At 33.1% G+C, this 25,629-nt stretch carries 23 protein-coding genes; 15 read left to right on the top strand and 8 right to left on the bottom strand.

Annotated elements, in window-relative coordinates; all coding sequences use genetic code 11:
* Positions 1-58 precede the first annotated feature (58 nt).
* The 4 genes from ACVEGE_RS08845 to truB are packed head-to-tail and all read left to right on the top strand — an operon-like array spanning position 59 to position 2,806.
* Positions 59-934 (top strand): cell division protein FtsX, encoded by an 876-nt coding sequence (locus tag ACVEGE_RS08845; RefSeq protein ID WP_192500624.1) that lies wholly within the window; start codon positions 59-61, stop codon positions 932-934.
* A gap of 55 nt (positions 935-989) precedes the next feature.
* Entirely contained in the window at positions 990-1,229 is a 240-nt protein-coding gene (locus ACVEGE_RS08840) for a DUF3098 domain-containing protein (RefSeq protein WP_173850880.1), read from the top strand.
* 54 nt (positions 1,230-1,283) lie between these two features.
* A complete protein-coding gene (locus tag ACVEGE_RS08835) occupies positions 1,284-2,102 on the top strand; it encodes an undecaprenyl-diphosphate phosphatase (RefSeq protein WP_173850882.1) in 819 nt (272 codons plus the stop codon).
* Positions 2,102-2,806 (top strand): tRNA pseudouridine(55) synthase TruB, encoded by a 705-nt coding sequence (gene truB / locus ACVEGE_RS08830; protein ID WP_173850884.1) that lies wholly within the window; start codon positions 2,102-2,104, stop codon positions 2,804-2,806. The genes ACVEGE_RS08835 and truB overlap by 1 nt, the downstream gene beginning before the upstream one ends.
* A gap of 355 nt (positions 2,807-3,161) precedes the next feature.
* On the opposite strand, the gene ACVEGE_RS08825 is transcribed toward truB, so the two are convergent.
* The gene (locus tag ACVEGE_RS08825; protein ID WP_192500623.1) at positions 3,162-3,779 is read right to left on the bottom strand and encodes a thioredoxin family protein; all 618 of its coding nucleotides are present in this window, start codon (positions 3,777-3,779) and stop codon (positions 3,162-3,164) included.
* A gap of 110 nt (positions 3,780-3,889) precedes the next feature.
* Between ACVEGE_RS08825 and ACVEGE_RS08820 the strand changes: the two genes are divergently transcribed.
* The 4 genes from ACVEGE_RS08820 (at position 3,890) to ACVEGE_RS08805 (ending at position 8,658) form a co-directional block, all read left to right on the top strand.
* Positions 3,890-4,669 carry a patatin-like phospholipase family protein gene (locus ACVEGE_RS08820; RefSeq protein WP_173854775.1) on the top strand — a complete coding sequence of 260 codons (780 nt, stop codon included), beginning with the start codon at positions 3,890-3,892 and terminating at the stop codon, positions 4,667-4,669.
* A 68-nt stretch (positions 4,670-4,737) separates the two neighbouring features.
* A complete protein-coding gene (gene pyrH / locus ACVEGE_RS08815) occupies positions 4,738-5,445 on the top strand; it encodes a UMP kinase (protein ID WP_173850890.1) in 708 nt (235 codons plus the stop codon).
* Between the two features lie 39 nt (positions 5,446-5,484).
* On the top strand, positions 5,485-6,048 hold the full coding sequence (frr, locus tag ACVEGE_RS08810; protein WP_173850892.1) for a ribosome recycling factor: 564 nt from the start codon (positions 5,485-5,487) through the stop codon (positions 6,046-6,048).
* Between the two features lie 111 nt (positions 6,049-6,159).
* Positions 6,160-8,658: a DUF5686 family protein gene (locus ACVEGE_RS08805; protein ID WP_192500622.1), complete on the top strand. Its 2,499-nt coding sequence runs from the start codon at positions 6,160-6,162 to the stop codon at positions 8,656-8,658.
* 186 nt (positions 8,659-8,844) lie between these two features.
* On the opposite strand, the gene ACVEGE_RS08800 is transcribed toward ACVEGE_RS08805, so the two are convergent.
* Positions 8,845-11,115 carry a cation:proton antiporter domain-containing protein gene (locus ACVEGE_RS08800; protein ID WP_192500649.1) on the bottom strand — a complete coding sequence of 757 codons (2,271 nt, stop codon included), beginning with the start codon at positions 11,113-11,115 and terminating at the stop codon, positions 8,845-8,847.
* A gap of 209 nt (positions 11,116-11,324) precedes the next feature.
* Here ACVEGE_RS08800 and ACVEGE_RS08795 point away from each other — a divergent pair, with 209 nt between their 5' ends.
* Positions 11,325-13,736 carry an efflux RND transporter permease subunit gene (locus ACVEGE_RS08795; RefSeq protein ID WP_192500621.1) on the top strand — a complete coding sequence of 804 codons (2,412 nt, stop codon included), beginning with the start codon at positions 11,325-11,327 and terminating at the stop codon, positions 13,734-13,736.
* Between the two features lie 247 nt (positions 13,737-13,983).
* On the top strand, positions 13,984-14,811 hold the full coding sequence (locus tag ACVEGE_RS08790; protein WP_173850898.1) for a mechanosensitive ion channel family protein: 828 nt from the start codon (positions 13,984-13,986) through the stop codon (positions 14,809-14,811).
* Positions 14,812-14,912: 101 nt separating this feature from the next.
* Here the strand turns inward: ACVEGE_RS08790 and ACVEGE_RS08785 are convergent, their stop codons facing one another.
* The 5 genes from ACVEGE_RS08785 to ACVEGE_RS08765 form a co-directional block, all read right to left on the bottom strand.
* Positions 14,913-15,689: a TlpA family protein disulfide reductase gene (locus tag ACVEGE_RS08785; RefSeq protein WP_192500620.1), complete on the bottom strand. Its 777-nt coding sequence runs from the start codon at positions 15,687-15,689 to the stop codon at positions 14,913-14,915.
* A gap of 21 nt (positions 15,690-15,710) precedes the next feature.
* Entirely contained in the window at positions 15,711-16,169 is a 459-nt protein-coding gene (locus ACVEGE_RS08780; protein WP_173850902.1) for an RNA methyltransferase, read from the bottom strand.
* A 267-nt stretch (positions 16,170-16,436) separates the two neighbouring features.
* Entirely contained in the window at positions 16,437-16,601 is a 165-nt protein-coding gene (locus ACVEGE_RS08775; RefSeq protein WP_192500619.1) for a hypothetical protein, read from the bottom strand.
* A gap of 54 nt (positions 16,602-16,655) precedes the next feature.
* Positions 16,656-18,062, bottom strand: a complete 1,407-nt coding sequence (locus tag ACVEGE_RS08770; RefSeq protein ID WP_192500618.1) for a hypothetical protein — start codon at positions 18,060-18,062, stop codon at positions 16,656-16,658.
* Between the two features lie 280 nt (positions 18,063-18,342).
* Complete coding sequence (locus tag ACVEGE_RS08765; RefSeq protein WP_192500617.1) at positions 18,343-18,771, bottom strand: hypothetical protein; 429 nt, start codon at positions 18,769-18,771, stop codon at positions 18,343-18,345.
* A 394-nt stretch (positions 18,772-19,165) separates the two neighbouring features.
* On the opposite strand from ACVEGE_RS08765, the gene asnS reads away from it, so the two are divergent.
* The gene (asnS, locus tag ACVEGE_RS08760) at positions 19,166-20,602 is read left to right on the top strand and encodes an asparagine--tRNA ligase (protein ID WP_192500616.1); all 1,437 of its coding nucleotides are present in this window, start codon (positions 19,166-19,168) and stop codon (positions 20,600-20,602) included.
* 199 nt (positions 20,603-20,801) lie between these two features.
* Positions 20,802-22,268, top strand: coding sequence for an RNA polymerase factor sigma-54 (gene rpoN / locus ACVEGE_RS08755; RefSeq protein WP_192500615.1), 1,467 nt, complete (start codon positions 20,802-20,804; stop codon positions 22,266-22,268).
* 156 nt (positions 22,269-22,424) lie between these two features.
* On the opposite strand, the gene ACVEGE_RS08750 is transcribed toward rpoN, so the two are convergent.
* Positions 22,425-23,060 carry a thymidine kinase gene (locus ACVEGE_RS08750; RefSeq protein ID WP_192500614.1) on the bottom strand — a complete coding sequence of 212 codons (636 nt, stop codon included), beginning with the start codon at positions 23,058-23,060 and terminating at the stop codon, positions 22,425-22,427.
* 241 nt (positions 23,061-23,301) lie between these two features.
* On the opposite strand from ACVEGE_RS08750, the gene ACVEGE_RS08745 reads away from it, so the two are divergent.
* From ACVEGE_RS08745 to ACVEGE_RS08735, 3 genes are read left to right on the top strand one after another with little or no spacing between them, the layout of a single operon-like run.
* Positions 23,302-24,438 (top strand): hypothetical protein, encoded by a 1,137-nt coding sequence (locus tag ACVEGE_RS08745; protein WP_192500613.1) that lies wholly within the window; start codon positions 23,302-23,304, stop codon positions 24,436-24,438.
* 54 nt (positions 24,439-24,492) lie between these two features.
* Positions 24,493-25,215 carry a 16S rRNA (cytidine(1402)-2'-O)-methyltransferase gene (gene rsmI, locus ACVEGE_RS08740; RefSeq protein ID WP_173839084.1) on the top strand — a complete coding sequence of 241 codons (723 nt, stop codon included), beginning with the start codon at positions 24,493-24,495 and terminating at the stop codon, positions 25,213-25,215.
* Positions 25,216-25,222: 7 nt separating this feature from the next.
* Positions 25,223-25,567 (top strand): HopJ type III effector protein, encoded by a 345-nt coding sequence (locus tag ACVEGE_RS08735; RefSeq protein ID WP_192500612.1) that lies wholly within the window; start codon positions 25,223-25,225, stop codon positions 25,565-25,567.
* Positions 25,568-25,629 lie beyond the last annotated feature (62 nt).

Below are 25,629 nucleotides of genomic sequence, written 5' to 3'. Positions count from 1 at the left end.
TTATTAACTTTAAATAAAGAAATTCTTTATTATTTTTACCCCATAATTAAAGTAAACTATGAGTTCTTCATTTGATAAATTTCAAAAACGCCGACTAATCTCTTCTTATTTTTCAGTAGTACTAAGTGTATTCTTAGTTTTATTTCTATTGGGAATACTAGGACTTTTTATTATCAATTCTAAAAAACTAGCTGACGATTTTAAAGAAAAAATTGCCATGACGGTATTTTTCAAAAATGAGGCTAACGATAGTATCCTGAAATCTTTTGGCACCGAATTAAAAACAGCTCCGTATGCAAGAAAAACTGTTTACGTAACTAAAGAGCAAGCTGCTAAACAACATACTGATATTATTGGCGAAGATTTCATGACCTTTTTAGGAGAAAATCCACTTCAAAATTCTTTTGACATTCACTTAAAAGCTGATTATGTAGAGAAAGATAGTATTTCTAAAATTGAAATGCGCTTGCGCGAAAACCCTATGATTTCAGACATTGTTTATGACAAACAACTAGTAAACCTTGTTAATGATAACATCAAAAAAGTAAGTATGTGGATTTTAGTAATAAGCGGTTTCTTGACTTTTATTGCTGTTTTATTAATCAATAGTTCTTTAAGGCTATCCATTCACTCTAATAGATTTATTATAAAAACCATGCAAATGGTAGGTGCTACAAAATCTTTTATTAGAAAACCATTTGTAATGCGCAGCATAAGACTAGGAATGCTAGGTGCTGTATTAGCGATTATCGCTCTTATAGGGGTATTATTTTATGTAGAAACTAAATTCCCTGATTTAGGAATATTAGACAACAAAGTATTTATTGCCATTATATTATCAGGCGTTTTTGGGGCAGGAATTTTGATTACTTGGTTGAGTACACACTTTGCTACCCAACGTTTCTTGAATTTAAGAACAGACGACCTTTATTAATTATTAGAGTACAGCATAGCAATTTTTGACATTAGATTTTAAAAACACAGAATAAATGGAAAATAAAGAAAAAACACAGCAATTTCTTTTTGAAAATATTAATTATAAAATTCTACTTATAGGAATTGGGGTGATTATTCTAGGCTTTATATTAATGTCTGGTGGAGGAAGCGATGATCCAAATGTTTTTAACGACGACATTTTCAACTTTAGAAGGATTCGCTTAGCACCTACAACCGTTTTAATTGGTTTTGGAATCACTATTTACGCTATATTAAAAAATCCAAAGAAATAGTTTGTAGCATTCAGCCATCTGAAACTAAAACCTACAATCTAAAATAAAACATAAATGAATACATTACAAGCTATTATTATAGCGATAATTGAAGGACTGACTGAATATTTGCCCATTTCTTCTACTGCCCATATGGGTTTTACAGCTTCTCTTTTAGGAATGGAAGAAAGTGAGTTTTTGAAAATGTTTCAAGTTTCCATACAGTTTGGAGCCATTTTATCCATAGTAGTATTGTATTGGAAAAAATTCTTTGATTTCACTAATTTGAATATTTATATAAAATTAGTTTGCGCTGTAATCCCAGCTTTAGTTTTAGGGTATCTTTTTGATGATAAAATTGAGGCCGTTTTAGGAAATCAAATTGCAATTTCTTCGGTTCTCGTTTTAGGGGGAATTGTGCTTTTATTTGTAGATAACTGGTTTAAAAACCCTGTAATTCTCGATGAAAAGGACATTACGGTGAAAAAAGCAGTAATTATTGGTTTTTGGCAATGTCTTGCTATGATGCCTGGAACTTCTCGCTCTGCAGCTTCAATCATAGGCGGTATGACGCAAGGATTGAGTAGAAGAGCATCAGCTGAATTTTCATTCTTTTTAGCCGTTCCTACAATGTTAGCTGTTACTGTATACTCGGTTTTTGTTAAGACTTGGGGAAAAGGCACCAGTACTGAAATGAAAGGTTACGAAATGATCTTACAAGATGACAACCATATTCAACTATTTATTCTTGGTAATGTTATCGCTTTTGTTGTTGCACTAATTGCTGTTAAAACATTCATCAACGTACTTACAAAATACGGATTCAAATTTTGGGGTTGGTACCGAATTATAATAGGAGTAGGATTATTGATTTACTTTTACACCTCAAAATAATGGAAAAACTAACTCCAGAAGACTACTTAAACGGACAAATATTATTAATTGACAAACCCTTGAAATGGAGTTCCTTTCAAGCGGTTAATAAGTTAAAATACGCACTAATCAATAAACTAGGTCTTCCTAAAAAGTTCAAAATTGGTCACGCGGGAACGCTAGACCCTTTAGCGACAGGTTTATTATTAGTTTGCACCGGAAAATTCACTAAAAGAATATCAGAGCTTCAAGGGCAAGCCAAAGAATATACAGGCACTTTTTTTATTGGAGCAACGACTCCTTCATACGACTTAGAAACAGAGGTGGATGAAACTTTTTCAACAGCGCATATAGATGACGCTTTAATTCATGAAACGGTAAAACAATTTCTTGGAGAAATAGACCAAAAACCACCCATTTATTCCGCTATAAAAAAAGATGGTGTGCGCTTATACGAGCATGCCCGTGCCGGAGAGACTGTAGCGATTGCTTTTAGAAAAACAACCATTCACGAATTTGAAATTACACGAATTGCATTGCCTGAAATTGACTTTAGAGTGGTTTGTAGTAAAGGAACATACATTAGATCGTTAGCGTATGATTTTGGTAAAGCCATGCAATCAGGTTCACACCTTACCGCTTTGAGGAGAACAAAAATTGGCGATTATAATGTTATTGATGCCCAAGATGTTATTTTGTTTGAAGAGAAGCTAGAAATAAACTAGCCTAAAAACAAAACACATGACAAATACATTATAGTATTTCTCATGTGTTTCTTTTTAAATTAGAGTGCTTAAACTCCAAATTTATCATTTGCAATTGGTCATGAATCTTGCTCATTAATAATGAATTGATCTATGTCCTCCAAATAGCAAATTAGATAAATAATCGTAAAATTTTTCAAATAGCTTTCTCATAATGATGTTTTTTAATTGTTAAACAATGTTATTGAACAGTAATAAAAAAAAGTAAATCAAATAGTAGATTTGGTTTGCTTTTACTAAAGTACAAATTTTTTACTAAAAAACTAACGAATAAGAACGTAATTAATTGATTTTAAGAAAATTATAACAAATAAACTTAATCAATGTCCTTATCAATATCAATCATCATATCAATTAACTCTAATTGCGTAGTCATGCCTTTATCGTGTAAATACCATAATTGTAGCGCTGTTTTAGCCTCTTCATCAACTACACCATGTTGCTTTTTATAATCAATAATCAAGTCTGATGCTCCTTTAGGTCTTGGTCCCCAATGCGCTAATGCACCGCTAGTTTCTTTGTGTATGACAATTAATTTCGGAATCGATTTTGATTTATTGGTTAAAAACAAATTCATTAATTCGTCATTCTCGTCACGTAAAACCACACGCATTTCGATTTTATCCCCTGAAGCTAGCACCATTTTATTAAATACTGGTAATAATTGCGCCGCATCACCGCACCAACCTTCAGAGATAACTAACCATATATAATCTCCTTTTAAGGCTTTTAATCTTGTGGTAATTTCTTCAGGAACCGCAATAGTTTTATCTAAACGTTTCATGCGAGTATCGTTTAAACTACTATAATGAGTTAGTTCTTCAGATTGAACAGCTCCAGTAGATTTTTTATCCGATAATAAATCAGAAACTATTTTTCTATATTCTAAATAAGAGTGGCTATTAAATAATGCTTTCGCTATTGAAATTTTCATAATTGATGCTTTTTGAAGTAAAGTTACCAAAATTTAATTAGTACAAAGAAGATAAATATCATATTTAAATAAGTAAAAAGTGTAATTTTATATCCTACAAAAAAAGAAAAATGAATTTACATACCAATTCGATTGGCCTGGTTCTTTCTGGAGGTGGATCAAAAGGATTAGCCCATGCAGGAGCTATTAAATTTTTAGAAGAAAAAAATATTCAACCCACTCGAATCGCCGGAACAAGTGCAGGTTCTATCGTGGGAGCATTATACGCATGGGGCAAGACTCCTCAAGAAATTTTAGATTTTTTCAAATCAATTTACTTATTCCATTGGCGCCACTTAACTTTTAAAAAAGCAGGTTTTATTGACTCCGAATCTTTTAAAATAGATTTTCATACCATTTTTAAAGACGCCACGATTGCAGACATGAAAATCCCAATCCAGATTACAGCCACAGATATGGTAAAAGGAAGATTGAAAATTTTTGAACCAGAAACAAAAATAATTGATGCTATTTTAGCTTCATCTGCTTTTCCTGGAATAATATCCCCCTACTTAATTAAAGGAGAACCTTATAGCGATGGAGGTATTTTAAATCATTTTCCTACTGATATACTACAAGGACAATGCGATACCATAATAGGTATTTATGTAAGTCCAATTCAAAAAATAGAAGCCAAAGATTTAAAATCAATCCGTTCAGTAACAACAAGAGCATTTGATATTCTTTCGGCCAATTCGAATATTCAAAAATTTAATATTTGCGATTGGGTTATAGAGCCCGAAGAGTTGAGTTTACATAGCACCTTTGAAATGAATAAATCAAAGATGGATATAATATTCAACATTGGTTATGAAGCAGCAAAAAGCTCCTATGAGAAACTAAATTTATAAAATTTAAGTCTCTCTATTTCAAAAAAAAAGAATATCACTATATTTGCACCAAACAACTCAACAAAGACATGAAATATAAAAGAATTCTTCTAAAATTAAGTGGCGAAGCATTAATGGGAGAGAGACAATACGGAATTGATCCTGTAAGATTAGCTGAATATGCCGAAGAAATCAAACAAATTCACGACAAAGGTGTAGAAATCGCTATTGTTATAGGTGGAGGAAATATTTTTAGAGGTGTTGCTGGTGCTAGTAACGGCATGGATAGAGTTCAAGGAGATTACATGGGAATGCTTGCTACCATTATTAATGGTATGGCTTTACAAGGAGCACTTGAGGACAAAGGGATGTTAACTAGATTACAAACGGCTTTAAAAATTGAAGCTATTGCTGAACCTTATATAAAAAGAAGAGCAGTTCGTCACCTTGAAAAAGGAAGAATTGTAATTTTTGGTGCAGGAACAGGAAACCCTTATTTCACAACAGATACCGCTGCGGTTTTACGTGGTGTAGAAATAAATGCTGATGTAATTCTTAAAGGAACAAGAGTAGATGGTGTTTATGACTCTGATCCTGAGAAAAATGCTGAAGCTTTAAAATTTGATACTATCTCATTTGAAGATGTACTTAAAAAAGGACTAAATGTAATGGATACTACTGCTTTTACATTAAGTCAGGAAAATAAACTTCCAATTGTAATTTTTGACATGAATAAAAAAGGAAACTTGGAAAAAATATGTGCAGGAGACAATATAGGAACTGTAGTAAATATTTAATCTCCATTATTAAGAAGGAGAAAACTAAAAAAAACAACAATGACTGAAGAAATTGAATTTATACTAGATAGTACAAAAGAATCTATGACTGGTTCTATTGCACACTTAGAAAAAGAATTTTTAAATATCCGCGCTGGAAAAGCATCTCCTGCAATGTTAGGAAGTGTTTTTGTAGATTACTACGGATCTTCAACTCCATTATCACAGGTAGCAAAAATCAGCGTACCTGATGCTAGAACAATTACTTTGCAACCGTTTGAAAAAAACATGTTACAAACTATTGAAAAAGCAATTATGATCGCAAACATTGGGTTCAACCCAATGAATAATGGTGATTTAATCATTATTAGCGTACCGCCTTTGACAGAAGATAGAAGACGCGACTTAGCAAAACAAGCCAAAGTAGAATCAGAAGATGCTAAAATAGGAATTAGAAACGCCCGTAAAGACGCGAATACTGAAATTAAAAAATTAGAGAAAGATGGTACTTCTGAAGACGTTTGTAAAAGCGCCGAAGAAGAAGTGCAAAATTTAACCAATAGTTTTATCAAAAAAACAGAAGAACTTCTTGTATTAAAAGAAGCTGAAATCATGAAAGTATAATTTTTTATACCAATCCTATTTAAATCCGTTCTGTTTCTATTAACAGAACGGATTTTTTATTGTTATTTTTGCGCTATCAAAAGGCTATCAGTCTTGAAATAAAAAATTCATATGAAGCAATTGTGTGTATTGTTCTTTTTTTTAACGCTTTCGCTACAAGCGCAATTTCATATAAGCGGTACTGTAAAAGAGGCTGTTACTAGCAAACCACTGTCTTACGCTACAATTACTTCAGCTGAAGGTTTCAACTCCGTTACTGATGTTGACGGAAGATTTAACATTAATTCTAAAGTACAACTTACAAGTTTAAAGGTATCCTATCTTGGGTATTCAAAAACCTCCATTAAAATAAATAGAAATGTAGAGCAATACGCTATTTTTTTACATCTAAAAAAAGACCGTTTGAACGAAGTTCTAGTGTTAAACATCAATCCTGCGTTAGCAATTATAAAGGCTGCCATTGCAAACAAAGACAAAAACAATCCACAAAAAAAATTAAACACTTTTGAGTTTAAATCTTATAATAAATTAATCGTTAGTGCCCCAGTCGATTCTATTTCTAGCAAAATTGATTCTATTTTTGTTGATAAAGGCAATGCACAAAAACTTGTAAAAATAGATTCATCTAATTACAAGATTAAGCAGATGGTGAGTAAACATCATTTATTTCAAACCGAAAAAGTATCGCAATATCAGTTTGCTAACCATACCTTAAAAGAAACTATTTTAGGTACAAAAATGGCTGGATTCAAGCACCCTGTTTATGAAGTTCTGACGTTTAACTTGCAATCTTTTTCTATTTATGATTCAAGTTATGAATTATTTGAAACTAAATATGATAGTCCTATTGCTGCTGATGCGTTAAGGAATTACAATTTCAAAATATTAGACACTGTAGCTATTTCAGGACGGAATTCGTACATGATTTACTTTAAAAACAAGAAAAAAAGTAGAGCAACAGGGTTAGAAGGTGTTTTATACATTGACGAGAATAGTTTTGCTATTGCTAAAGCTGTTATGCACATTAAAGGCGTTTTAGACATTAGCGGAACACATGAATTTGAATATATTCCAAGTGAAAATATTTGGTTCCCAATAAATAAGAGCTTTAAGATTATAAAAGGAAAAAACGATGATGATATTAAAATTCTAGGAGGAACCATTCAGTTTGATGGAGATGTCGAAGAGAATTTTAAAACCCGAAAAAGAACCGCTTCTGATTATACCTATTTATTTTCTGAGAGTAATAATTTTGATGTAAGCTACAACTGTCCTACTCAAACAAAAAAGAATTTCATTACGGTAGAGTTAAACGAAGACGCTGCACATAAACCCGAAAGTTTTTGGAATGAATATAGAAAAGACAGCCTAGATATTAGGAGCCAAAGAACTTATTTAGCATTAGACAGTATTTCTATAGAAAAGAATATTGCGAGCCGCTTGCGCTTTGGACGTAAAGTCATCAATGGGTATTTGCCGCTAGATTTCTTTGATCTGGATTTACGTAAAATTTTTAGTTACAACAACTACGAAGGGTTTCGTTTAGGTCTAGGAGGAGTTACCAATGAGCGTTTTTCAAAAGACTTTAGAATAAGTGGCTATGTTGCTTACGGGACTAAGGACACTAATTTTAAATACAATCTAGGTGCAGCCACACAATTAGACCGAAGATCCAGTTCCTGGTTAGGCATTGCTTATACAGATGATGTAAAGGAAATTGCAAGTACTTCCTATGCTATTGAGAAAAGGCCTTTCAAAATTTATGATCCCCGACCAATAAACATTAGTACTTTTTATAATTATGTGGGTTGGAAAACATTTTTAGAAACCAAATTAATTCCAAAGACCGAAAGCATTTTAGAGATTTCAAGATCTGATATTGAACCAAAATTTAATTATGCGTTCAATCTTAATGGCCTTTCGTACACACAATATGTGATGACAACTGCAATGCTTTCACTGCAATGGAGTCCGTTTAGTGAATACATGCAAACTCCTGATGGCCGAATAGAGTCTGAAAAAAGATACCCTAAATTCACTTTTCAACTTACAAAATCACTTCCTAAAATAGCTGACAATGATTTTGATTTTGGCAAAATAGAATTTAAAACAGAGTATGAAAAGAAATACTTAAACGGACAAAAGTCTTCCTTTTTATTCGAAGGTGGTTACGCTTTAGGCGATGTGCCACTAACACATTTATACAATACCTCCCCTAATAATATCACCAAAGAAAGTATTATTCAACGCATTACCTTCTCTTCAAAAAACAGTTTTGAAACCATGTATTTCAACGAATTTTTCTCAAGTGAATTTGTTTATTTTCAATTCAAACATAGTTTTAACCGAGTAAAAATCATTAAAAAAGTAAAACCTTCTTTAGTTTTAGTTTCTCGAATGGGTTGGGGAGATTTACAAAAGCCTGAACAACACACAGGCATTGATTACAAAACCCTAAATGAAGGCTATTTTGAGTCGGGTATTGAATTGAACCAAATTTTTAATGGCTTAGGCCTAACTGCATTTTACCGTTATGGCCCCAATCAATTACCCAAGTTTGAAGACAACATTGCCATTAAACTGAGTTTTGTTTTAAAATTAGGACTGTAAACATTAGTTTAAATGACCGCCCGATTTGAGTACTGAAATAAATTTGCTCACAGATTTTGAAGATTTCAATAGATTAATCCGTGTGATGATTATTCCTTGAAAATCTTTGAATCTGCATTCCTTTTATAATTAGAAACCTAGTAACTGATAATCATACTATTTTAAATAAGTAGAAATAAAACTCTTTTAAGGTTTAATAATTAAGACCGAAGGTACTCCTATCAACCAATCACTATCTGAATCTAGTAGCGATTTCCAACTTTCGAGACTTATTAACATTAAATCTTGTTTGTCTAAAAAGGATAATGGTACTTTTTTACCAGCAACTACCTCAATATTTTCAGCATGCTTTTGCTCTAATGAGTCTACAGCACTTTGCAAAACAAAATTATTTTGGACATGATTGTTAATGTCTAAAATTACAATCTTAGAGTTATTATTGTTAATTAATTTTTGAGCATAATCAATTAAAAAAGCATCTTCTGATTTAAAAATGGGAATAAAAACATGGTCAATATGCTGAAATTCTTTATCGATTAAAATACCCAAAGGCATTTTGGTTTTTGCAACAATTTGCCTTGTTCTTTCATCAAAAGGGGAATTTTCAAACAAACCTTCTTTACCTGTAAACTTATCAATTAAACGATCCGGATTGATAATTCTAGTCGTAAAACCTATTACTTTACCAAGTAGGGTTCCTTCAAAAATTGATTTTCCAAGTCCAACTAATAATAAATCATAGTCTCCTTGATTGGCCACATCAGTGATTTCGGTTTCGATATCATTAGTTACTTTAAAAATTGTATCAATTTCAAGATTTAACTGCTCTGATTCTTCAAAAATAGGCTCAAAAGTATCCTTCTCTTTTTCTTCTCTATTAAAAGAGTGCAGTTCATCACTTACCGTTAAATGCAAAGCGGTGATACTTGTATTTGCCTTTTGCTTTTTTGTTAAGCCATTTGCTAAACGCAAAAGTGATTTGCCTTTTTCATAATTCCCAAATGAAACTAGAATTCTATATTTATTTTGATCTACTTGCTCCTCCTCTTCCGAAACATTTTTATTTTTAAAAAGAAAATCAATTAAATCTAAAGCAGGTCCCGTCATAAAAGTAGTGACTAGAGCCATAATTACCATCATTGTAAACACTTCGGGCGTTAGAACTTTTAATTCTAAACCAATATTTAACACAATTAACTCCATCAATCCCCTTGTATTCATCAAGGCACCAATAGTCAAGCTGTCTTTCCAGTTTTGTCCAACAAATTTTGCTGCTAAAGCACTTCCTAAAAACTTTCCTACCACAGCAACAAGGATAATGGCTCCCGTTACTTTCCATAAATAACTATCGTTGATTAGCCCTACTTCGGTTTTTAAACCTGTAAAAACAAAGAACAACGGCAATAGCAAAATCACGGCTACATCTTCGACTTTTTCGATAAAAATCAAACGGAATTTAGAAACATCTGGCATGATAGCTCCCATCATAAACGCACCAAAAAGCGCATGAATTCCAATAACTTCAGTTGCGTAAGAGGATAAAATTAAGAATAGAAAGAAAATTGCCATCACTGGTTTTCCAATACTGTCTTTAGAACCATATAAATCCCCTATCCTTTTCAAGAAAGGTTTTACTATAAATATCATGGCAAGAACATAGACTACAGCAAGTGAAATCACGTAAAGTGAACCTATGAAATCTCCTGCTTTTACAATGGCAATTACTACTGCAAGCAAGCACCATGCGGTGATGTCATCTGCGGCAGCGCAAGTAATAACAATAGCCCCTAACCTTGTTTTATGAATACCTCTTTCTTGTACAATACGTGCCAAAACTGGAAACGCAGTAATACTCATGGCAATTCCCATAAAAAGGCTAAAAGACAAAAATTCTACACCTTCAGGAGCAAATTTATTATATACAAAATAAGACAAGCCTATTCCTAATGCAAAAGGAAACACAATACTTGCATGACTTATTACAATGGCTTCACTGGCTTTATTTTTTAAAACTTTTATATCAAGCTCCATTCCTATTACAAACATAAAAAGGATAAGCCCTATTTGGCTTAGGAATTTTAGATTCCCTAAAGATTCTACCGGGAATAATGCTGCTGAAAACTCCGGAAAATACATCCCGACTAAGGATGGTCCTAGAACGATTCCGGCAATAATTTCACCAATTACAGTAGGTTGCCCTATTTTTTTGAATATCCAACCAAATAATCGCGCTACTAAAATAATAGTAACAATTTGTGCCAAAAGAATTGCTAGAGGATCCTGAAAATTCTCTTTCATAGAATCCATAAAATCATTCCATGAATTATGTGTCGCCGAAGCAACGATGGAGCCATCAAGCTTTTCTAACTCTTTTCCTCTTTTAACGATCCAGTAAATCAATGCGCTAAACCCTCCGGTTACACCGAAATAAAACAAACTGTTTTTATATTTTTTCAAATCCATTTTACTGTAGTGTATTCGTTAAAAAAATCACACAAAGATGTAAAATTCTACAATATGTTTTACATCCCTCAAATTTATTTTTAAGTGTGATTTAAAATAAAAAAAACAGGCTATATAAAGCGCTTAAAACAACTAAAAAGAATTCAATAAATTCATTCTTTTGCAGTGGTTTTCACTACATTTGCATCCATTTTTAAAGATTTATGAGAAAGAGATTAAAAGTAGGTTTCTGGGAACTTATCGCCCGAATTGTACTTAAAAATAGACTAGCGATACTTGGTGTTATTATTTTAATAACTATTTTCTTAGGCCTGCAATGGAAAAACATTCAGTTTTCTTTTACAGAAGCTAACTTACTGCCAGACGACAACAATGTCAATAAAGAGTACAATGCTTTTTTAGACAAATTTGGAGAAGAAGGAAATTTGATTGTTGTTGGGGTAAAAGACAACACTTTTTTCACTCCAAAAGCTTTTGCTGCTTGGAATAAATTAATGGCTGATTTTAAATCGAATAAAGAAGTAGACTTAGTTGTATCAGTTAGTGACTTAAAGAAACTTCAAAAAAACGATTCTATTCAATCATTTGAGTTGGTTACGTTTGTTGATCAAAACAAAATCTCTAGTCCAGCCTATCTAAAATCAATCCAAAAAGATTTGTTTACAAACATGCCTTTTTATGAAGGATTGTTATTCAATAAAAAAAGCGGAAGCATTCGATCAGCTATTTATTTGGATAAAAAAATTGTCAACACAGCACATCGAAAAGATTACATTGTAAATACTTTTATTCCAAAGATTAATGCTTTCGAAAAAGAAACTGGAATAGATTTACGTGTTTCTGGAATGCCATACATACGTACCCTTAATGCGATGAGTATTTTAAGTGAGATCAGTTTGTTTATTGGTGCATCGTTATTACTTACTTCATTGATCTTTTTCTTCTTCTTCCGTTCCTATAGAGCAACATTAATCGCTATTGTAATTGTGGTAATTGGTGTGATGTGGACCTTTGGATTATTAGGATTATTTCATTATCAAATTACAGTACTTACTGCACTTGTTCCTACATTAGTAATTGTTATAGGTATCCCAAACTGTATTTTCTTAACTAATAAATACCAGCAAGAATATAGTGCTCATGGTAATAAAGCCAAAGCTTTACAACGCGTAATTACAAAAGTAGGAACCGCTACTTTAATGACAAACCTAACAACTGCAGCTGGGTTTGCTACGTTTATCATTACGAGTAGTCAATTATTAAAGGAGTTTGGTATTATCTCCTCTTTAAGTATTATTTCATTGTTCTTTTTATGTTTGATTGTAATTCCTATTTATTACAGCTATCAACCCGTACCTAAACAAAAACATTTAGAACACTTAAACCGCAATTACACCCGCGTGTTTATTAATTGGATCGAAAAAACGGTAAAATACAACAGACGTTATGTTTACATCGTTTCTATATTTTTATTTTTAGTAAGCATCATAGGCGCTTTCAAAATTAAAACATCAGGAAGTTTAATTGAAGACATGCCTAAAAACACGAGTTTCTTTAAGGATATTTTATTTTTCGAAAAAGAATTTGAAGGGATTATGCCTCTTGAAATTACGGTTGACACCAAAAGAAAAAAAGGAGTCATGGTAATGTCTACTTTAAGAAAAATGAACGAATTTCAAGAAACCATCGAAGAAATTCCAGAACTTTCAAAACCAATTTCGATATTAAATCTAGTTAAATATTCGAAGCAAGCCTATTACAATGGCAATCCTGAATTTTATAAATTACCTACATCACAAGAGAAAACTTTTATTTTAAGTTACGCTAAAAATGCGACTAAAAATAGTAAGAATAACTTAATGAAAAGCTATGTTGACAGCACTGGACAAGTAGCCAGAATCACCACTTTCATGAGAGATATTGGTACGGGAAACATGGCAAAGATTGAAGACAAACTCTGGGCGAAAGCTAATAAGGTTTTCCCAAAAGACCGCTACAATGTAGTGATGACTGGAAAAGCTTTAGTTTTTGAAAAAGGAACACAATACCTATTAGATAACTTAGTAAGTTCGTTATTATTTGCAGTATTATTGATTTCGTTATTAATGGTATTTATGTTCCGTTCTTTCAAAATGGTCGTAGTTTCTTTGATTCCTAATTTACTTCCGCTAGTGATTACTGCTGGATTAATGGGCTATTTCGGGATTCCGTTAAAACCTTCTACCATCTTAGTCTTTAGTATTGCATTTGGATTATCTGTAGATGACACTATTCACTTTCTTGCACAATACCGTCAAGAACTAGCTCATAATAATTGGAAGATTAAAAAGTCTGTTTTTGCTACAATAAAAGAATCTGGAATAAGTATGTTTTATACTTCAGTCGTATTATTTGCTGGTTTCTCTGTATTTATGCTGTCTGATTTTGGAGGGACTGTAGCCTTAGGAGGATTAATAGCTATAACGCTAGCTTTTGGTATGTTATCAAACTTGATGTTATTACCATGTTTAGTTTTAACGCTAAATAAATCATTAGCTAACAAGCAAGAATTTATCGAACCAAAAATCGATATTTTAAACAACCCAAATGAAGTTGATGATGAAAAGCTCATTTAATAAGTACATCTAAATAAATAGACTAATCCTGCCCTTTAAAGGCGGGATTTTTTTGGCTTAAACCTGAACTCTTTGGGATTAATTTTTTAAAAATGTACCTTTGTTGAAATACCTTTATAAATAGCCAAAACCTAAGTGAAAAAGGGATTTTAGGCATTTTTAATCTAAAAAGTGGAGTCTAGTCACCACTTTAAAAAACAGGGCGAAATCGAAAAGCCTCATGAGTAGAGCAATAAAATAAAAATAAATGGATCAACAAGTTCTCGTTGTAAATAATTATCTAGAAAAAATAACCAACTTTGGTTTAGAATACGCACCCAAATTATTAGGAGGATTACTTGTCCTTTTTATTGGATTATGGGTTACTAAATTAGTTACTAAAGCCGTTGGAAAGTCATTAACTAAATCTTCAATTGACCAATCTCTTGTTCCTTTTTTAAAGAGTTTGACCAATATCATTTTAAAAGCCTTACTCATCATCACTGTAATGGGAATGATAGGAATTGAAATGACCTCATTTGTTGCTATTATTGGTGCTGCAGGTCTAGCCGTAGGTTTAGCATTGTCAGGAACATTACAAAATTTTGCTGGTGGCGTGATTATTTTAATATTAAAACCTTTTAAAATTGGTGATTTTGTAGAAGCTCAAGGTTTCTTGGGAACAGTAAAAGAAATCAATATATTTTCGACATTATTAAATACCCCTGATAAAAAACTAGTGATCATTCCTAATGGACCACTTTCTACAGGAGCATTAATTAATTATTCAGCTGAACCTTTACGAAGAGTTGATTGGACTTTTGGAATTGCGTATGGTGATGATGTTGAAAATTTCAAAAAAGCTATAAACCAATTCATCTCTGAGGATGATCGAATTTTAAAAGACCCTGCAGGTTTTATAGGTTTATCAGAGCTAGCTGATAGTTCGGTAAATTTTGCAGTAAGAGTTTGGGTTGACAGTGCTAATTACTGGGGTGTGTTTTTTGATATGAATGAAAAAGTATATACTAAATTTCCCGATTATGACCTCAACATTCCTTTTCCACAAATGGATGTTCACGTTCAAAAACAGTAATTTATCAAATACAATCAATACTTATTAAAATAGTATTGTTGCTTTTACACATTTAAAAAAGGTTTCTCGTTTATTAAAACAAGAGGCCTTTTTAATTATAATTATTTTTCTGAACTTATTTTTCCCAAAGCAGCTTCTAGACTTTTAAAATCAGAAAGTACTTTGACAATAATTCCTTCCTTATTAATAATATAATGAGTGGGGAATGCATTGAGTTGTAGAGTCAAATTCATATAGGTTTTCATATCAGGAACAACAGCATATGAGAGTGGTTTTCTAACTAAAAATGGCGCTAACTGTTCGGCTGTATCTTCGGCTAAACTTACAAAAACAATGTCTGTTCTATCTTTGTAGTTAGCTACTAATTGATTGACTTCTGGAAATTCTTTGAGACAGGCTGCACAATGAATGTACCAACATTTTATAACAACAATCTTCCCTTTTAGAGTTTCATTAGTAATTAAATTACCCTCTAAATCTTTGAATGAAAACGCAGGAAATGGTTCGCCTTCTTTTTTATAGTTTTGAATTTCATTGAATGCCGTTTCAGCAATCGAAGCCTTTATACTCGTATCTGATGTTGGTTCAATTTTAAATAGCTGGTAATATAATGCTGCACTGTCGGATTCTAATTGAATGGGGATATAGTTTCCGCTGGTTAATTCTTGTAGAAAAGCTGCTTTAGTAATTGGGTTTGATTTTGCATCTAAGGCCACAAAATCAGTCGAAAGCATGATGTGCGATTTTTGATAGTTGTTCCAACCCAAATACGTTTTTTGAACTTCGGACGGATTCACAGTGGGTTTCCAAAATTTAGTTTGCCCGTTACCTGATGCGAAAATCAAAATTAAAACTAGGCTATATAACAATTTTTTCATGACTAATAAATATAATTCTTTTTAAGATCTGGGCTTATTAAGTCCGCGATCATAGAGCACAATACTTCCTGCAACAGAAACATTCAAGCTTTTCTCTGACTTAAATTTAACCAAATAATGGCATTTTTCGATCGCTTTTTTCGAAAGTCCGTTATCCTCAGCACCTAAAAGATAAACACAACGTCGTGGATGTTCGAAGGTTTCTAAATCTACCGCTGTATCATCAAGCTCTACCCCTACTAAGCGAGCACCTTTAGGCAAGTTTTTGTAGAAATCTTCAAAGGTATCATAATGAAAATACGGAATCGATTTTACCGCATTGTGCGTATCACTCGACTGCTTCGCATAGCGGTTCCCAATCGTAAAAATATAGCTAGCACCTAAGTTTTGAGCCGTGCGCCATAGCACGCCCAAATTTTCAGGAGTTTTTCCGTTTTGTATGCCTATCCCAAAATACTCGGTTATAAAATTATCATTCATACCGCAAAAATACAAACTGTTGGCTGGTTTGTCAAGTTTATTAATTTGAATTGTTTTGCTGAAAGCGTCTCTGCATCGTTGCGCTACTTTCGTGAGACGCTTTCAGCGTGACAAACTGTACTTGCAGGATTGTAGAGAATTAATTTACCCTTCTGTTAAACCCAATCTTGTCTCGCTGAAAGCGTCCCCGCTCCCCGAAGTGTTCGTTTCTAACGCTGCGCATACGTCTCCACCTTTGCGCCCAGTCGGATTAACCTTTACAACATCTTAATAACTATTGTATTTTGTAAATGACCAAGACTTCAAAACATCCACTATCGAATTATCCTTTTTTCCTATCTCAACTAAACCATTACCATATACATAATTGGTAGCACTAAAGTAAATATAATCCGAGGATTTCTTTACAACACCTCCTTGAACTAGAGACATTTGCGCAGCGAGCAGACTATTAATTAACTCTTTGCGGAGCTGGGCGCTATCGGATTATAATTTACCTTGCGCTAAATACCTACCAACATTTCCAGTCCTAATTTCAAGTTCACGCCACTCTATCCAATCTCTGTCATATATTATTTGAATTCTGTTTACCAAATTCCCTTCTTCATTTTGCCACCAGTCAAAATTGCTGAACAGTAATCCACCTTCAAATAAAGCAGCTTCTATTGGTGGATTTGAATCTTTATTAAAATCTATTCTTTCTAAAATATTTTCAGATTCTAAAACTGGCATTTTTAATATCGTGTGAATAGAACCATCTGCACTGTATATAACAGCATTTGCAGGCGGTTTATATTCTCCTTCCAACCCTTCGTAAATTGCGATTACATATTTCAAGTCTAAAGATGGATATGCTTTAATACTTACATTTTTGTCTGCCAAAATTATTTTTTGACCATCGTATTCCCAACTCACGCTTTGTTTAGAATAACAATTGACATAATCAATATATTCTTGCTTCGATACATTGTCAAACATGTTAACTCCAAAACCAATTTTAATTGGAATAATCATACCATCATCATTAAATTTAGTAAAATTTTTAATTTCTGAATTATTTTTTAATGTTTCTATAGGCAATAATCGTTTTGGATGTTGATTGCTTTTTACTTCTATTACAATGGCTTCATTAAATTGGACTTTAATTTTGTCTGTAGTAGACAATATTTTATTTTCCCATTGCTCTACATTTTTAAGTTTCTCATATACTTTATCAAAAACTATTGGATAATTTAAAAAATATTCTTTACCAGGAGTTTTTGCAACATCTATAATTTTACTAAATCGACCTTTATATAAATGGCAAATTGCATCATACATATTATTACCCGTAATTTTTGCTAAAATCATTCTCTTAAACATAAACCCACCATCTCTTCTAAATATTTCGTTATTTTCAGTAATAGGGTCTAATTGACTATTAATTAAATTATCCACATTTTTTAAATTCAAAAAAAAATCTAATTTTATTAAAATTTTATTAATTACATATTCAATCGCTTCTGGAATTTCGGCTAAACCTTTTTCAGAAATTTCAAATCGTAAACTTCCATCAAAATATTTTTTTTTCTGTATTTCTTCTGAGGCATTGCTGTGATTGACTGTTAAAGTAGTCATTAAATTTACATCACTATAATTAATTTGAATAAGCTCAGCCCATTCTTGCCAAAACGCTTCAATATATTCATATCTCCTTGAGATATTTATACCAAATTGTAAATGAGTTTCTAAAAACAAAACTCTATTTAATGAACAGTAATCCCAACCCCAATCATATTCTTTTTTATAAAAAACATCACCATCATTAATACTTCTAAGAAATGAATTTTTCTCAAGATGTTTACTCATTTCATAAGCAATATATGCGGTTAAATTTTCTCTGGTATATTTCATAATATTATTGAATTACTAAGTTCATTAAATTGTCAATAATTAATTTTTGAACTGATTTTATCTGGAAATTTCCCCCTCCAGCGCGAGCGTCCCGCTCGTGCCTACATTATAAATCAATTCACATCTATCTCTAATTTTGTTTGGTTATTATTTCCATAATTTTTAACACTGCTGATTTTCTAAGCTATTAGATTCTATTTTAGCTTCACAATATGCTCATAGAATTAAGAATAAATAAAAAACAATCTACAGCTTTAAAATAATTTTATCTCGTTTATCATTAATTTTCGCCTTTAATTTTCGAAATTATTTCCTCTGTTAGTAATGGATTTTCCCATATCCCATGTACATAAGTAATATCTTCGCCTAAACTATCTTCGCCTGCTCCACGAGGTTTGTTTACGGAGCTCCATCTAGTAAATTCAATCAAAATATATGATCTTCCTTCTTCTTCAATTAAAATAATTTCTCCAGGAGTAGTATATAGTGCGTTGATTTTTAATACACTTAAAAAATATCCTTTATGAATTGGATGTTCTTCAATTTCAAATCCAAATGTTTTTGATAAAAATAAAAAATCTACTTTATTAAAATATTCATTTGAATCTACAAAGGGATTGACTACCAATTTCTTTCTGTGAATAATTCTATAGGGAGAAGCTATACTACTTCCATCTGAATTTAACAATCTAATGGAAGGTCTAGTCAATTCTGTCCTTATTGAGGAGACACCCTCAGTGCTCTTTTAGGAACCATCGCCGAAAATCTCAGTTTGGATACAAAAAAATTTATCTATAAGTCTCATTGGCTTTTTCTATTTTTTATTTCTACAGCACTTTCAAAGATATTACTTACTAGTGTTATCTTTAAAAAAAATATTCTTAGAAACTCATAATTCCACTACTACCTAGCCCAGATAGTAGCGGCATCCTTTTACTTTTTTTCTTTAAAAAAGTAAAAGATAGAGCGGATAGCTGGAAATAGCTCCAAAAAAACAACATTGTCTGTCTTGATTGCTTGCTTACTACAATGACAATTAAAACAAATGAATTATATTTGCAGTTAGAACACAAGTGAATTTTAAAATCAACTATACACATATAATGAGACATACAAAAGTTAAAGACTTACTAAACAGTACCAAGACGCTTCATGAAGTAAATGCAAAAGGATGGGTGAGAACTTTTAGAAACAATCAATTTATTGCTTTGAACGATGGTTCGACGATTGATAATATACAATGTGTAGTCGATTTTGAGAATACTCCTGATGAAACTTTAAAGAGAATTACGACTGGTGCTGCGATATCTGTTACTGGAACTCTTGTAGAGAGCAAAGGTGCGGGACAAAAATTTGAAATTCAAGTTGCTCAATTAGAGATTCTTGGAGACTCGGATGCGGAGAAATTCCCGATACAACCTAAGAACAAGCCTAGTCTTGACTTCTTGCGTGAAAATGCACATTTACGTGTGCGTACGAATATGTTTGGAGCAATTATGCGTGTGCGTTCGGTGCTATCTTACGCGGTGCACAGTTATTTTCAGGAGAAAGGTTTTGTGTATGTAAACACACCTATTATCACGGGATCAGACGCTGAAGGTGCTGGTGAAATGTTTAAAGTTACGGCTTTGCCATTTGACGGTACTCCTAGAAAAGAAGACGGAAAAGTTGATTATAGAGAAGATTTTTTTGGTAAGGAAACGAACTTAACGGTTTCAGGACAACTAGAAGGAGAGACTTTTGCGATGGCATTGGGACAGATTTATACTTTTGGACCTACGTTTAGAGCGGAGAACTCCAATACTTCGCGTCACCTTGCTGAGTTCTGGATGATTGAGCCAGAGGTTGCTTTTAATGATTTGAATGATAATATGGATCTTGCCGAAGATTTTATTCAGTATGTGATTAAATATACACTTGACAAATGTCCTGAGGATTTAAAATTCTTAGAAGGAAGATTGCTTGACGAAGAAAAATCTAAACCACAAGCGGAAAGAAGCGAAATGGCTTTGCTTGACAAATTGAATTTTGTTTTGGAAAACAACTTCAAACGTGTTTCGTACACTGAAGCAATCGACATTTTGAGAGATTGCACGCCTAATAAAAAGAAAAAATTCAACTATATTATTAACGAATGGGGAGCTGACTTACAATCGGAACACGAGCGTTATTTAGTTGAGAAACACTTTAAATGTCCGGTGATCTTGTTTGATTACCCTGCAAATATCAAAGCGTTTTACATGCGTTTGAACGAAGACGGAAAAACAGTTCGTGCAATGGATATCCTTTTCCCTGGAATTGGAGAAATTGTAGGAGGTTCTCAAAGAGAGGAACGTTTTGATGTTTTGGTCGAAAAAATGAAAGCCTTAGGAATTGACGAAGAAGAATTGTGGTGGTATTTAGACACCCGTAGATTTGGATCGGCAGTACACTCTGGTTTCGGACTAGGATTTGAGAGATTGGTACTTTTTGTAACGGGTATGACAAACATCCGTGACGTAATTCCTTTTCCAAGAACACCAATGAATGCGGAGTTTTAGAAAAAAGTTTCAAAGCTGCAAAGTCGCTAAGATTTTAAGTTTTATAAAGTTGTTTCAAGTTTAAAGTTGTTTAAAACGTGAGCAACTTTAAACCTTAAACTTTCTAAACAAATTTTCTAGTTAATAAAATAAATAATTATAATTCGTCAACACACGTTACTTAGTAGCTTTGCAACTTAGTAACTCAGTAACTTTTTTTATGCTAAAGCAATTCTTAAATTTAAAATTATCACAGAAATTATCTCCACAGCAAATCCAGCTGATGAAGTTAATTCAATTGCCTACGCAAGCTTTTGAGCAACGTTTACTGGAAGAAATGAATGAAAACCCAGCTCTAGAAGCGGGTAAGGAGGAAGATGATTACGAGAATGACGATTTTGAAAACGACGAATTCGAAGATTATGATGAAGGCGATTCAGAAAGAATTGAAGCAGACGACATTAATATCGATGAGTATTTGAGTGATGATGACTCGCCTGATTATAAAACACAAGCGAATAATTACAGTGATGATGATGAAGAACGCGAATCGCCTCTTGCCTCTCCTATTAGTTTTCACCAAGATTTAATCAATCAGTTAAACACATTTATTCTAGATGATCAAGAACGTGAAATTGCCGAATTCTTAGTAGGAAGTATTGATGATATGGGTTACATACGTCGCAGTATTCCTGATATTGTTGATGATATGGCTTTTACACAAGCAATCTATACCGATGAGGAAATGGTCGAAAGAATGCTGCATGTAATTCATGAACTCGAACCATCAGGTGTAGGAGCTCGTGACTTGCAGGAATGTTTGTTACTGCAGTTAAAACACAAAACACCATCTGAATATATTGACTTGGCTACTGATATTATCGAAAACCAATTTGATGCCTTCACAAAAAAGCATTACGATAAATTATTACAGAAATATGGTGTCTCTAACGAGCAATTGAAGAAAGCGGTTCACGAAATAGAGCGCTTGAATCCAAAACCTGGTGGAGCCTTTACTGGAAACAATAAAGTTACCGAAAATGTAGTTCCTGATTTTGCTATTCGAATAGTTGAAGGCGAACTGGAATTAACCCTTAATGGAAGAAATGCACCAAGCCTTCATGTCTCTAAAGACTATCAAGAAATGATGCAGACCTATAAAGAATCTACAGATAAATCTGGAGCGCAAAAAGATGCCGTACAGTTTATCAAGCAAAAACTAGATTCGGCTAAGTGGTTTATTGATGCGATACGCCAGCGTCAAGAGACGTTGTTTGTTACCATGAATGCTATTATGCATTATCAAGAAGAGTATTTTCTAGAAGGAGACGAAACCAAATTAAAACCAATGATCTTAAAAGACATTGCAGATATGGTAGGATTAGATATTTCGACAATTTCTAGAGTTGCCAATAGTAAATATGTAGAAACACCTTATGGAACCAAATTAATCAAGGAATTTTTCTCAGAAGCAATGAAGAACGATCAAGGTGAAGATGTTTCTACACTCGAAATCAAGAAAATATTGCAAAATATAATCGAAGAAGAAGACAAGAAAAAACCCCATCCAGATGATCAGTTAGCTGAATTGTTAAAGGAAAAAGGGTATCCTATTGCTAGAAGAACCATTGCCAAATATAGAGAACAACTCGATATTCCGGTAGCTAGAATGAGGAAGAAGATTTAAGACCAACAAGAATAAATAGTTCAATCTAGTTATGTCAGATCGAGCGGAGTCGAGATTCGATAGTGGTTCTCGACTTCGCTCGAACTGACAATCGTTTTTTAAAATAGTAGTACAAAAATCAAAAAACCCTTTCTGAGTATCAGAAAGGGTTTTGAATTATATAGAATCTTTTTTCGTATTGCCTCCCTCTCCTTTGGAGAGGGCTGGGGAGAGGACTTCACGCATCGCATGGTAATATGCAGCTCTGCTTAACGGCTCATACTCTTCCGTTTCACCAAGCATTACTAATTTATCGTTATCGGTTTTTCTAAAACTGTAATTAGCAAGATTTCCTGTTCGTGTGCATACGGCGTGCACTTTAGTAACGTATTCGGCTGTAGCCATTAGTGCAGGCATGGGTCCAAAGGGGTTTCCTTTAAAATCCATATCTAATCCAGCTACAATAACACGAATACCTTGATTAGCAAGATCGTTACAAATTTTCACGATTTCGTCATCAAAAAACTGCGCTTCATCAATCCCAACCACATCACACCCTTGTGCTAGAATGGCAATATTAGCCGCGGCTGGAACTGGTGTAGAGCGAATTTCATTGGCATCATGAGAAACCACCATTTCGTCATGATAACGCGTATCTACTTCAGGTTTAAAAATCTCTACCTTCTGTTTAGCAAATTGCGCTCGTTTGAGACGACGTATTAATTCTTCGGTTTTACCCGAAAACATCGAACCGCAGATGACTTCGATCCAACCAAATTGCTCTTTATGATTTACTGTATTTTCGAGAAACATTTTGTATTTTTCTAACTTAAAAAATGAATAGTTTTTATTACTTTGTAATGTAATAATTCGGCTTAAGATTTTATACTTTTACACTGTCTCAAAAGTAGAAAATTTTTATCAATTCGAGGATTCACGAGCGGTTAATTAAAAAATTAAATCTGCCTGCTAATTCCTTCGTTATCATTAATAAGCATTTAAGCTACATTTTTAAACAAATAAAACACGCCATACATACAATAATTTAAAGGTTATGAAAAAAAGACTGGAAGCTGATTTAGTTAGCATTGCTCACAGAGTATTACAACTTAAAAATAAATCTGATATCAATCAATTGTATTTAGAAACTCAAAAATTATATGAAAAACTTTCTGTTTTGAAATATATTGATGAGCAATATGGTGATGTAAAACCTACTATTGGTCGCAATGAGATAGAGAAAGAAATGGAAAGCTTTTATAATAAACAAGAAAGCTTACCAATAGAAACGGTTGTCGAAATGACCGAAGAACCTCTACCAGTAGTAGAAGCAGCTAAAAATGAACTTATCGAGGAAACCATTGAAGATAACGAAGAAATCATTATCGCTGAGACTGTAAACGAAGTAACTCCTGAAGAAGAGCCTGTTGTAGCTGAAGAAGAAATCACAATAAATACAGATTTTGAAGCTGATATTAAAGAAGAACAAATAGTTCCTGATGTTGAGAAACAAGAGGTTACTAACGAAGCAATAGAAGAAGATATTCTTGGAGTTGCTCCAGTAGAGGAAACTACTGAAGAAGAAGTTGCTGAAAAAGAAATCAAAGCTACAAAAGAAGAAACACCAGAAACAGTTTTTTCATTTGAACCTGTAATTGATTTATCAGAAGAAGTAAAAACAGCAGCAAAAGAAGAAGCCGTTCAAATCTCATTTGAAGATTTACTAGGCGCAAACTATAGTGAACCACAGTTTATAAAAGTAGAAAATGTTGCTCCACTTGCTCCAGAACCTATTTTTGATGCTGTTGTTGAAAAAATAGAAGTAGAAAGTGTTACTCCTGAAGTTGTATCCACAATTGTTGAAGAAGTCACTCCTGAAATTGTTAAAACGAAACCTCCTGTTATTGAAAAACCTACAGAGGCCGCAGTACCAAAGAACTTATCGATTAATGATAAATTCTCAAAAGGAATCGATATCGACTTAAATGATCGAATTGCTTTTGTAAAACACTTATTTGGAAATAGCGAAGAAGATTACAACCGTGTTCTAAATCAACTAATTACCTTTGATAACTTTTATGAAACACGTAACTTTATCGAAGAAATGGTGAAACCAGATTACAACGACTGGAAAGGTAAAGACGATTATGCAGAGCGTTTTATTGATATTATCGAGAAAAAATTCTTGTAATACAGCATTGTTCCTTAGTCACCGCAGCCTATTAAATTACTTGTAAATACTATTATGTCAAAATTATATATTGTTCCTACGCCTATTGGTAATCTCGAAGACATGACTTTTAGAGCGATTAGAATCCTCAAAGAAGTCGATTTGATTCTTGCAGAAGACACCCGTACCAGCGGAAAACTGTTGAAACATTTTGAGATAGGCACGCACATGCACAGCCACCACATGCATAACGAACATAAAACGGTGGAGAATCTAATTGCTCGTTTGCAAGCCGGAGAAAACATCGCTTTGATCTCTGATGCGGGAACACCTGCCATCTCTGATCCTGGTTTTTTATTAACTCGCGCTTGTGTCGAAAATGGTATCACTGTAGAATGTCTACCCGGCGCTACAGCATTTGTACCTGCATTAGTAAATAGCGGTTTGCCTAATGACAAATTTGTATTTGAAGGTTTCTTACCTGAGAAAAAAGGACGCCAAACACGCTATTTAGAGTTAGCGGAAGAGTCTCGCACCATGATTTTATATGTTTCACCACATAAATTGGTAAAAACATTAGTCGAATTTGTGACTTACTTTGGCGAAGACCGACAAATATGTGTTTCAAGAGAGCTCTCTAAACTGCATGAAGAAAATGTAAGGGGAACTACTCGCGAAGTGTTAACTCATTTCGAAAAAACAGCTCCTCGTGGCGAAATCGTAGTGGTAGTTGCCGGAAAACCATTTGTAAAAGAAGCCAAGAAAAGTAAATTTTCTAAAGAAGATAATAAAGAATAAATACATCATGACATTAACTACATTCCTTTCTACCTTAAAAGAAAACCCAACAACACTAGCATTTACAGACACTATTGCTATAATTGAAGATAATTATATTTTTACTCCTACCGCTTTTAAAAACGGAAACCAACAAAATGCTGCTGGTGAAAATTCGGGTTCTTGCAAGATTTTTGCTTTCGCGAAAGCGCAACAACTTGCTCCAGAAGAAACTTTAAGTTGTTTTGGTACGTACTATACTGAAGACGTTTTGAAAAACCCGGAAGGAACAGACCACCAGAACATCCGTAACTTTATGGTAAGTGGTTGGAACGGAATCGCATTTGAAGACGATGCTTTACAATTGAAATAAGACATTTTACCGCACACTCGCAATTAATTTATTTTGGGAATTTGTGGTATGTTTTTTAAACA

It is taken from the genome of Flavobacterium sp. PL002 (assembly GCF_054165825.1).
This window is presented reverse-complemented; position numbering and strand designations above follow the sequence as displayed.